At 69.5% G+C, this 2,591-nt stretch carries 1 protein-coding gene; it reads right to left on the reverse strand.

All coding sequences use genetic code 11. From position 1 onward, the window contains the following. Positions 1 to 2,564 (reverse strand): amino acid adenylation domain-containing protein (locus ACH4TL_RS45765; RefSeq protein ID WP_398425550.1); only part of this gene is annotated, 2,564 nt, incomplete at its 3' end. Between the last annotated feature and the right edge of the window lie 27 nt (positions 2,565 to 2,591).

A 2,591-nucleotide genomic window follows, 5' to 3' on the forward strand; every position in this document is an offset into this window, starting at 1 on the left:
ACCGACACACCACGGGAACGCAGCTTCTCCGCAAGCCTGACGGCCAGGAGTGAGTGTCCGCCGAGGTTGAAGAAGTTGTCGTCGATGCCGACCCGCTCCAGGCCGAGGACCTCGGCGAACGCCTCACACACCAGCCGCTCGTCCGACGTCCGCGGCGCCCGATAGGACACCTCCACGGCAGCGGTGTGATCCGGAGCCGGCAGCGCACGCCGGTCCAGCTTGCCGTTCGCGGTCAACGGCAACGCATCCAGCACAACAATCGCGGACGGCACCATGTACTCCGGCAACACCGCCCCCACACCCGCGCGCAACGCGAACGTGTCCACAACCACACCCTCGGCCGGCACCACATAAGCGACGATCCGCTTGTCCCCGGGAACGTCCTCACGGACGATCACGACGGCCTGAGCGATGCCCGGCCGGCCGACCAGCGCGGCCTCGATCTCACCCAGCTCGATCCGATAACCGCGGACCTTGACCTGGTCGTCGGTGCGGCCCAGATACTCCAGCGTCCCGTCCCCACGCCACCGCACCAGATCACCCGTGCGATACATCCGCTCACCCGGGCCCCCGTAGGGGCACGCCACGAACCGCTCCGCCGTCAACCCCGGACGGTTCAGATACCCGCGGGCCAGTCCGCTGCCGGCGATGTACAGCTCGCCGGGCACACCCACCGGAACCGGCCCCAGCGCGGCATCCAGCACGTACACACGGGTGTTGAGGAGGGGCCGGCCTATGGACACGGGAGTGTCCGCCGTGACGGTTGAAACAGTGGACCAGATGGTCGTTTCGGTCGGGCCGTACAGGTTGGTGACGGAGGCCGTCGTGCCGGCCAGGGTGCGGGCCAGCTCGGCGGGGAGTGCCTCGCCACCGACGAGGACGTGTACGGACCTCAGGGCGTCGTCGCCCGCCAGCGCCTGCCACAGGCTGGGGGTGGCCTGCATGACGGTGACGGACTCGCGCGCGGCGAGGGACCGAAGGGCGTCCGGGTCGCGGACCTCATCGCGGTCGGCGAGGACGACCGTGGCGCCGGACACCAGCGGCAGGTACAGCTCGAGCCCGGCGATGTCGAAGCCGATCGTGGTGACGGCGAGCAGGCGGTCGTTCTCCGTGAGCAGAAGGCGGTGGCTCATGGCCGCGAGGAAGTTGGTCAGCGCGGCGTGCGGCACGACGACGCCCTTGGGGCGGCCGGTGGAACCGGAGGTGAAAATGACGTAGGCCGGATTCTCCGGGCGGTGGCCCCGGCGCGCAGGATTCGGCACGGGCTGCCGCGACAGGAGGTCGGTCACGGCAGGGTCGTCCAGCTCGATACGGCGTACGCCCACCTCCGCTCCCAGGCCAGCGTCCGTCGTCGTGCTGGTGGTGATCAGGGCCGTTGGGCGACCGTCAGTCAGCATCATCGCCAGACGATCGGCCGGGTGGTCCGGGTCGAGCGGGAGATAGGCCGCACCCACCTTCGTGACGGCCAGGAGTGAGGCGACCAGCTCGACCGAGCGCGGCAGGCACACCGCGACCAGGTGCTCGGGCCCGACACCGTCGGCCGCCAGCAGATGCGCCAGACGGTTCGCCCGCGCATTCAGCTCCGCATACGTCAGGCTCTCGCCCGCATGAACCACCGCGACCGCGTCCGGAGTCCGCGCCACCTGCGCCTCGAACAACTCCGGCAACGTCCCGGCCGGCACGTCGCGCCCCGTGTCGTTCCAGGCGGTGAGCAGCTGCTCGTGCTGCCGGTCATCGAGGACGGGAATCCGGTCGAGCGACGTCTGGAGGGCCCCCTCGGCGGCACCGATCAGGTTCTCGACGGCGGTGTGCAGCAGCCCGCAGACGACGTCCGGGTCGACCGGGTGACCCGCCTGCACGGAGAGCCGGAACCCGATGCCAGTGTCGTCGACGGACACCGTGAGCGGGTAGTTGGTGCGCTCGTGCGAGTGCAGGAGCTGGATGCCCTTGAGGGCGGCCCCCTCAGACACGGCCGCCGGGCTGTGGCGGTAGTTGAGGAGTGAGGTGAACAGCGGGCTCTGCCCGGGCAGGCTGGCGGCCTGCCGGGCCAGGGTCAGCGGCGCGTGCTCATGCCGCAACAACTCACCCAGCTGCTGCTGCGTGACGCTCAAACCACTGATCACACTCTGCGTCGAGTCGATGCGGATCGGGAGAGTGTTGATGTAGAGACCCGGGGTGCGGTGAGCGGTACCACCCGCCTCCATACGCCCCAGCAGAACAGTGCCGAACACCGGATGGGTCTGACCGGTCGTCGCAGCGGCAACACGCGCCCAGGCCAGATGGAAGAAAGCGGCCGCACTGACACCGTGACGCCGGGCCTGCGCCCGAAGCCGCCCAGCCGTCCCCACGGCAAGCTCCACGACCGCCTCACCCGCACCCGTGCCATCACCATGCGTGTCCAGCACACCATACGGAGCGGTCGGCTCCTCCACCTCACCCAGCACCCGCTCGAAATACCCGCGGTGCTCCTCCGCACTCACCGCCAGACGCGCATGCGCAACAAAATCACGATACGGCGCCGGCACCGGCAGCCGCTCCCGCTCCCCCTCAAGATGCGCACGCACCTCATCAAGAAGAATCTCCAACGCCTG

This window comes from Streptomyces sp. NPDC021115, from assembly GCF_044333065.1.
Lineage (GTDB): Bacteria > Actinomycetota > Actinomycetes > Streptomycetales > Streptomycetaceae > Streptomyces.